The sequence below is a fragment of the Pelomonas margarita genome, from assembly GCF_043555875.1.
Taxonomy (GTDB): domain Bacteria; phylum Pseudomonadota; class Gammaproteobacteria; order Burkholderiales; family Burkholderiaceae_C; genus Pelomonas; species Pelomonas margarita.
The window spans coordinates 797,344-805,356 of record NZ_JBIGHW010000001.1 but is presented as its reverse complement, the minus strand read 5'-3'; the positions used below and the strand labels follow the sequence as shown (position 1 = coordinate 805,356).

Here is an 8,013-nt window from a genome sequence, read left to right as displayed (position 1 = left end):
CTGGCGCACAACCTGATGCGCATGGTCAAGATCGCGCCGCAGTTGATCGGTGTGGGCGCAGGTGCGTCCGCAATGACCCAGGCGGCTGCATAAGAGGCTCGAAGTGAGAAATCGTCCTGAATCCCCCCTCAACTGCGCGCCGAACAGTCGCTGGCAGCGATCAAATGCTTCTCAGGCTCTGAGGCCACAAGGCTCCGGCAGTCCTCAGCTTTGAGGGTGCCAGGGGCCATCGACCGCATCCTGCGGCGCAATCCGCACCACACTCTCTCTGTCGGCCCCGATGTCGGTCACCGCAGGGAGAGTTTCATGTCCAGTCCTCACGCCCCTTCGCTTTTCGGCCTCGCTCAACATGTCGTCCTGCTGACAGTTGCCCTCAGCCTGTCGGCCTGCGGCACCGTCGGGCCCGAGGCTTCGATGCGGTCCAAGGACAGGGTTACCACGTTCGGCGCCAATCCACAGTTCGACAACGAGCGCTACGAGATGGTGGATCTGGTCACGCTGCTGGACCCCGAGGGCAGGAGATTCAAGGCTCCCTACTCGAAGGAGCAGCCAACCGAGCTGTTCTCCGCATCGGCTTTTGACAGCACGAACTCCGTCGACGACGCGAAAGCAGATGCACAAGCAAACACGCAAGCAGACATCACGTCCCGTCGCGCGCTTGCGCTCGCCGAACACGCCTTCTACAGCTACGACGGCAGCACCTTTGCCGACCGCCGCAACCGCGTGCAGGACAGGCTCATCGGCGCCTCCAACCAACGGTGCAGCGCGTACAAGGTCTACCTGAACCGTTTCGATGCCTACCAGCAGACCGGCTTCGGCTGGGCCACCACCATCCTGGGCGGTGCGGCGGCCATCGTCGGCGGACTCAAGGACGCCCGCATCCTTGGCGGCCTCGCCGGCGTCAGCAGCGGCATGCAGGCCGAGATCTCGCAGGGCTTCCTCGGCAATCTGGCCAGCTATGTCATCGTGCCGGGCATAGAGCTGCGCCGCAGGGCCATCCACGAGGAAATGATGGCACGCCGCGCCAGCGAAACCGAGTACACACTGCAGGCAGCGCTGGCAGACGCCGCCCGTTACCACGGCGCCTGCACGCTGTCCGTCGGCCTGGAGCAGGCCAAGGAAGCCATCCAGACGGTCGAGAACCCCGGCATGCGCATGGTGGCCGTGACGCTGAACAACGTCATGCAGGCGCGAGCCATGCAACAGACCATCGCAAAGGCGGAGGCCGGCAAGGCCACGCCCGACGATTACGTCATCCGCAGCTTCCGAGTCGAGGGTGTGCCCATCGCGGCAGCCACGGGTCAGGCCGGCGTGCGCGCCAAGGCGGGCTTCGGCATCGTGCCGAAAATCGCCCCCGACGAGCACATCGACCAGGTCACCGGCACCGCCAAGGCCGCGCTGGAGGCGGTGCGCGCCCAGCGTGACGTGCTGGACGCGCTGATAAGCGGCTTGCAGCAGGAGATCGATACGCCCAGCAAGCCGGCGCTGACCGGCAAGCTCACGGCCCTCGTCAAGGAACTGGCCGGCAGCAAGACCGCGTTCAAGGAGACACTCGATGCTCTGCAGAAGAGCGCCACGGCGAACAGCACTGCCACCAGTGCGGCACTGGCCTGCACGAAGAAGCTACAGGACCGCCTCAACCTCGCCGACACCAGCCAGCGGAACACGGCCCTAGCGGACCTTGCCGTGGCGACCGTGATGGTCGGGACAGGCTACAAGCCCTGGCTCGAAGACAGGGGCAAGGCGCTGGAGATCTGGCGCCAGCCGGTCAAAGCGGCGCTCGCTGCAAACCAATTCGACGCACTCCAGGGCCTCGATGCCGCCACCATCGACCCGACCAAGCTGGCCAAAGCCGTCAAGGATGCGGTCACGCCTGGCGCCAAGCTATTGGATAGTCTGCCGGCGCTGGACTTCGCAGCCCGAAAGCTCGACTGCGCCGCTACCGGCGGCTAGAACTCGTCCGCCACCCGCACAAAGCTCGCGAAGCGCGGCTTCCCTGTTGGCGTCACATCCCGATAGCGATAAGTGACCGTCGTGCCGATGGCGGGCGGGTCACGCCGCTGGGCATCGCTAAAGCCGGTGCCCAGCTTGAAGCGCACGCCTTCGGGCGTCTGAAGCTCCAGCGCACCGAGCTGGCCGGCAAACCGCCCCTTGCCAGATTCATGGCCGACGACGACGGCTTCGGCGTCCGCCAGCGGCTTGAGCTTCAGCAGCAGGTCGCTGCGGCCCGACGCCACGGGCGCGTCGGCACGGTGCAGCATCAAGCCTTCACCGCCTGCATCAACCACCTGCTTCAGCTTCGCCCGCAGCTCGGCATTCGACGTGAAACGCTGCTGCTCGACCGGCACGACGATGTCGCTCGCCAATGTCTTGAGCTTGTCGGCCCGCTGCTCGAACGTGCCCTCGCCCGCCGGCAGCTCGAACACGTGAAATCGAATGAGGCGCCATTCTGCGTCCACCGGCTCGGCTCGCCGTACCGCGCCTGACAGCACATCGAAGCGGCGCCGCCCCATCCACAGCTCGCCGTCCAGCGGCGTCTTCGGCAGCGCGGCCAGGAACCAGGCCGGCACGGCCACCACGCGGCCGCTGCGAAAGCGCAGCATCGTGCCGTCCCACAGCGCGCGGACGCCGTCCAGCTTCTCGCTGACCAGGTAGGGTCTCGGGTCAATGCTCGTCGGTGCGCTCTTCGCCAGCAGCGGCTCCATTGCCAGCACCGGCGCGGCCCAAGTTCCCAGCCAGGCCATGCACACGCGCCGGCTCAACATCGTGCTGCTCATCGCCATCCTCCCGCAGGAACTGGAGGCGGCATGATCAACCCGGCCTGCCGCTCGCGGGCGGCAGGATTCACCTTCAGACGACGACCGGCTCCGGTTCCAGCCGGATGCCGAAGCGCCCGTAGACGCTCTCCTGGATGGCCCGCGCCAGCGTGACGACCTCGGCACCCCGCGCGTCCGCCTTGTTGACCAGCACCAGCGCCTGCTTGTCGTAGACCGCTGCGCCGCCCACCGTCTTTCCCTTCCAGCCGCAGGCGTCGATCATCCAGCCCGCCGCCAGCTTCACGCTGCCGTCGGGCATCGGGTAGTGCACGATGCCGGGATCGCGGCCGATGATGTCCTTGCACTGCTCGGCGGTGACGACCGGGTTCTTGAAGAAGCTGCCGGCATTGCCGATGACCGCCGGGTCCGGCAGCTTGGCGCGGCGCACGGCGACGATCCAGTCGTAGATCTGCCGTGGCGTGGGCGCGCTGATGCCCGTCTCGGCCATCTTGCGCTCGATCTCCAGGTAGCCCAGCACGGGCTGCCACGGCTTGGGCAGCCGGAAGCGCACGTGCGTGATGACGCTCTTGCCCGCCAGGCCGCCGAAGTCGCTGTGCTTGAACACGCTGTCCCGGTAGCCGAAGCGGCACACGTCCGCCGGTAGCAGCGCCGGCCGGCCGGTGATGAGGTCCATCACCTCCACGGCCTCCAGCCGGTCCTTCACCTCGATGCCGTAGGCGCCGACGTTCTGCACCGGCGCCGCACCGACCGTACCGGGGATCAGCGCCATGTTCTCCAGGCCGGAATAGCCGTGGTCCAGCGTCCAGGTGACGAGGTCGTGCCAGACGACGCCCGCGCCGGCCTCGACGATCCACGCGTCGTCGCGCTCCTCCAGCAGGCGGATGCCGGGGATCTCAACCTTCAGCACGACGGCATCCACGTCCCTGGTCAGCACCAGGTTGCTGCCGCCGCCCAGCACGAACTTGGGCGCCCGGCCCAGCTCGGGGTGATCGACGACGCGGCGCACATCGGCAGCCTCGCGGATGCGCACGAGGCGCTTGGCCACGGCCGGCAGCCCGAAGGTGTTGTAGGGCTTGAGATTGACGTCGGTTTCGACCTGAAGCGCAGGCAGCACGGCGTGCGGCACTCCGTTCGAGGGGGTCTGTGGGGGCGTGGACATGGGAAAATTTTCGCCGATTCCATTCACCGTTCCTGCAAATGCCCAGCTTCGACACCGTTCTCGAACCCGACCACGTCAAGATCCGCAATGGCGTGGACAACGCCATCAAGGAAATCGGCACCCGTTTCGACTTCAAGGGCACAGGCGCCAAGGTCGAACTGAAGGACAAGGAAATCCATTCGACGGGCGACAGCGAGTTCCAGCTGGAGCAGATCGAGGCCGTGCTCTACGCCAAGCTGACCAAGCAGGACGTCGTCATCAGCTTCCTGGACAAGCAGGAAAAGATCGAGAAGCTCGGCGGTGACAAGGTCCGCCAGGTCTACAAGATCAAGGAAGGCATCGAGGCCACGCTGGCCAAGAAGATCGTGGGCTCGCTGAAAGAGAGCAAGCTCAAGGTGCAGGCCAGTATCCAGGGCGACGCCGTGCGCGTGACTGGCAAGAACCGCGACGACCTGCAGGTGGCCATCGCCCACCTGAAGAAGAGCTTCAGCGACACGCCGCTGACCTACAACAACTTCCGCGACTGAGCCTGGCCAAATGCGCGCCTGCTGGCCGGCTATCCTGACCTTGTGCGCCGCGCTGGCCCTGCCCGCCCAGGCGGCACCCAAGGTCCAGCTCAACGGCATGCTGGGCGCGCGTGCCGCGCTGCTGCTCATCGACGGTGAGCCACGCACGTTGCAAGTGGGCGCCTCGGCGCTTGGCGTGACGCTGATCGCGCTGGAGGACGGTCGCGCGGTGGTGGAGCTCGAAGGCCGGCGCCAGACGCTGGCGCTGGGGGCCGCACCGGCACGCGTCGTGCGCGCCGCGTCGGCGCCACGGCAGATCGTCATGCCCGCCGGCCATGGCGGCCACTACACGACGGCCGGCACCATCAACGGCCACCTCACCCAGTTCCTGCTGGACACCGGCGCCACCAGCGTGGCCATCAGCCAGGTCGAGGCCGACCGGATGGGGCTGCGCTACCAGCAGGGCCGGCGCATCGTCACGCACACCGCCAACGGCGCCGTGCCGGCCTATGCGCTGGAGCTGTCCAGCGTGCGCATCGCCGACGTGGAAGTCCGCAACGTCGCAGCCATCGTCATCCCCAGCCAGATGCCCTACGTGCTGCTGGGCAACAGCTTTCTGGATCGCTTCCAGATGCGGCGTGAGAACGATGTCATGACGCTGGAGCTTCGCTACTGACGCGACGCCCGCACGCACGACGGGCTTCTGCAAGAATCCGGCGCCCTCCGCCGCCTACCCGCCCGATGACCGCTCCGCTTGCACCTGTCTCCCGCCTGCTGACCGCCTTGCTGATTGCTGCCGCGCCGCTGGCACAGGCACAGGACGCGGCCAAGGCCTCGCGCTTCTACGAAGACGCGCTGCAGCGTTACGAAAAGCGCGACATCGCCGGCACCATCGTGCAGTTGCGAAATGCGCTGCAGGCCGACAAGAACCAGCTGCCCGTGCACGTGCTGCTGGGCAAGGCCCTGCTCGCCGACAGCCAGCCCTCGGCCGCCGAGTTCCAGTTCAGCGAAGCCCTGCGGCTGGGCGTCAACCGCGCCGAGATCGCCGTGCCGCTGGCCATGGCGCTCAACGCCCAGGGCAAGCAACCGCAGATGCTGACCGACACCCGGCTGCAGCCTGCAGGCCTGCCCACCGGCATCCAGCAGGACCTGCTCATCGAGCGGGCGCTTGCGCAGTCCGACACCGGGGACACCAAGGCCGCGCTGGCCAGCGTGCAGCAGGCCCGGGCGCTGGACGCCACCAACCTCAACAGCTGGCTGGCCGAGGTGCCGCTGCGCGTGCGCAACCGCCAATTCGCTGAAGCCAACGCCGCCGCCGACCAGGCGCTGAAGCTCGCCCCCGACAACGCCGAGGCGCTGTACCAGAAGGCCTCCATCTTCCATGCCAACGGACAGATCGCCCAGGCGCTGGCCGGCTACGAGCGCGCCATCAAGGCGCAGCCCAAACACGCCGAGTCCCGGCTGGCCCGCACCGGGCTGCTCATCGACGTCAACCGCGATGCCGACGCGCTGGTGGAGCTCAACGAACTGCTGGCCCTCAAGCCCAACGACCCGCGTGGCACCTACTTGCGCGCGGTGCTGGCCGACCGTGCCGGCGACGCCGCCACGACGCGCGCCTCGCAGAAGAAGATCACCGAACTGCTGGACCCCGTGCCCATCGAGTTCATCCGCTACCGCACGCAATGGCTGATGCTCAACGGCCTGGCCCACTACAACCTCGGTGAGCTGGAAAAGGCCAAGCCCTACCTGGAGCTCGCGGCACGCCAGCAGCCCGGCAGCCCGCTGTACAAGCTGCTTGCGCAGATCGCGTTGACCGAGGGCAACGCCAACCAGGCCATCGAACTGCTGGACGGCTACGTCAAGCTGCGCCCCAGCGACGGCCAGGCCCTGCTGATGCTGGCCAACAGCCACATGCGCCAGGGCCGCCACGCCCGCGCCGTGCAGCTGATGCAGGACGCCCTCAAGGCCAAGGACTCCGCCGACTACCGCACGGCGCTGGGCCTGTCGCTGCTGCAGACCGGCCAGGCCAGCATGGCCGAGGAGCAACTCGCCCAAGCCTACAAGAGCGACCCCAAACAAACTTTCGCCGGCCTCGCGCTGGTGACCGTGCACCTGCGCAACCAACAGTTCCCCAAGGCGCTGGCCGTGGCGGACACCCTGGCCCGCGCCAACCCCAACAACGCCACCGTCACCATGGTGCAGGCCTATGCCAAGACGCAGGCCCGCGACTACACGGGCGGCCGCGCCGGCTACGAGAAGGCCCTCAAGCTGGATGCGAACCAGCTGGAGGCCAAGCTGGGCTTGGCCCGCATCGATGCCGTCACGGGCAACTACGACGCTGCCGAGAAGCGGCTGCGCGCAGCACTCAAGGAAGACGAACGCAACGTCAACCTGCTCTTCGAGCTGGCGCTGGTCAGCGAACTGCGGGGCAAGAACGAGGAGGCGCTGAAATGGCTGGACAGCGCCGTCTCGGCCAGCGGCGCCCGCGAGACGCGCGCCAACTTTGCGCTGGTGGCCTGGCACCTGCGCAAGGGCCAGGCACCACGCGCAATGGAGGCGGCCAAGGTGCTGCTGGCCAAGCTGCCGGAGGACATCGAGGCGCTGCAGGCCTACGCCGCAGCCCAACTCGCCAACGGTGATGCGGCCGGTGCGCGCAGTACCCTGGTCAATGCCTCGCGCCGCGCCGCGTTTGACACCCCACGGCTGATCGAAGTCGCGCGCCAGCAGGCTCAGGCCCAGGACTTCAAGGCCGCAGCCTACACGCTGGACAAGGCGCTCACTGGCACGCCCAACGACCCAGCCGCCGTCGCCATGCTGTCCAGCGTGGAGCTGGCGCAGGGCAACGTGGCGGGTGCCGAGCAGCGGGCGCGGCAGGTCATCGAGGCCAACCCCAAGTCGGCCCTGGGCTACAACCTGCTGGCCGAGGCGGCGCAGCGCAAGGGCCAGGGTGCGGCGGCGCTCGACGCACTGCGCAAGGCGCACGAGCTGGACAAGTCCGCCACCTCGCTGACCCGCCTCATGCGCGCCCAGGCGACACAGGGCGGCAAGCCGGCCAGTGACCTGGCTGACGCCTGGCTGCGCAAGAACCCGAACGACATTGCCGTGCGCAACACGCTGGCCGAGCAGTTGGTGCAGGCCGGTGACCTGCCCGGCGCGCGCCGCCAGTACGACGCCATCCTCAAGGCCGCACCGACGAACGCTGTGGCGCTGAACAACCTGGCCAATGTGCTGATCGAGCTCAAGGACCCCGGCGCCGTCGACATGGCCGAGCGCGCGCTGAAGAGCGACCCACGCAACGCCACACTGCTGGACACCGCCGGCTGGGCCAGCCACCGCACCGGCAAGGCCGAGCGCGCGCTGCAACTGCTGCGCGACGCCCGACTGCGCGCCCCGGACAACCCCGACATCCGCTACCACCTCGCCGCCGTGCTCGCCCAGGCCGGCCGCAAGGGCGAAGCGCGCGAGGAGCTGGATGCCGCTTTGCGCGGTGGCGCGACTTTTGGCACGCTCAACGAGGCGAAACAGCTGCGTGCGACCCTCAACTGAGGGGGCCGAGCCGGTCTTCAATCCT

General features: G+C 67.8%; 6 protein-coding genes. 4 read left to right on the top strand and 2 right to left on the bottom strand.

Annotated features, from left to right (window positions below):
- The first annotated feature begins 216 nt into the window (after positions 1-216).
- Positions 217-1,953 carry a hypothetical protein gene (locus tag ACG0Z3_RS03570; protein ID WP_394395343.1) on the top strand — a complete coding sequence of 579 codons (1,737 nt, stop codon included), beginning with the start codon at positions 217-219 and terminating at the stop codon, positions 1,951-1,953.
- Here the strand turns inward: ACG0Z3_RS03570 and ACG0Z3_RS03565 are convergent.
- A complete protein-coding gene (locus ACG0Z3_RS03565) occupies positions 1,950-2,777 on the bottom strand; it encodes a DNA ligase (protein ID WP_394395339.1) in 828 nt (275 codons plus the stop codon). The two genes, ACG0Z3_RS03570 and ACG0Z3_RS03565, sit on opposite strands and share 4 nt — an antisense overlap.
- A gap of 73 nt (positions 2,778-2,850) precedes the next feature.
- The gene (murB, locus tag ACG0Z3_RS03560) at positions 2,851-3,936 is read right to left on the bottom strand and encodes a UDP-N-acetylmuramate dehydrogenase (protein WP_394395337.1); all 1,086 of its coding nucleotides are present in this window, start codon (positions 3,934-3,936) and stop codon (positions 2,851-2,853) included.
- 38 nt (positions 3,937-3,974) lie between these two features.
- Here murB and ACG0Z3_RS03555 point away from each other — a divergent pair, with 38 nt between their 5' ends.
- The 3 genes from ACG0Z3_RS03555 to prsT all read left to right on the top strand — a co-directional run bounded on the left by ACG0Z3_RS03555 (position 3,975) and on the right by prsT (position 7,988).
- Positions 3,975-4,463, top strand: coding sequence for a YajQ family cyclic di-GMP-binding protein (locus ACG0Z3_RS03555; RefSeq protein WP_394395335.1), 489 nt, complete (start codon positions 3,975-3,977; stop codon positions 4,461-4,463).
- A 10-nt stretch (positions 4,464-4,473) separates the two neighbouring features.
- The gene (locus ACG0Z3_RS03550; RefSeq protein WP_394395333.1) at positions 4,474-5,118 is read left to right on the top strand and encodes a retropepsin-like aspartic protease family protein; all 645 of its coding nucleotides are present in this window, start codon (positions 4,474-4,476) and stop codon (positions 5,116-5,118) included.
- A gap of 65 nt (positions 5,119-5,183) precedes the next feature.
- A complete protein-coding gene (prsT, locus tag ACG0Z3_RS03545) occupies positions 5,184-7,988 on the top strand; it encodes an XrtA/PEP-CTERM system TPR-repeat protein PrsT (RefSeq protein ID WP_394395331.1) in 2,805 nt (934 codons plus the stop codon).
- Positions 7,989-8,013: the final 25 nt, after the last annotated feature.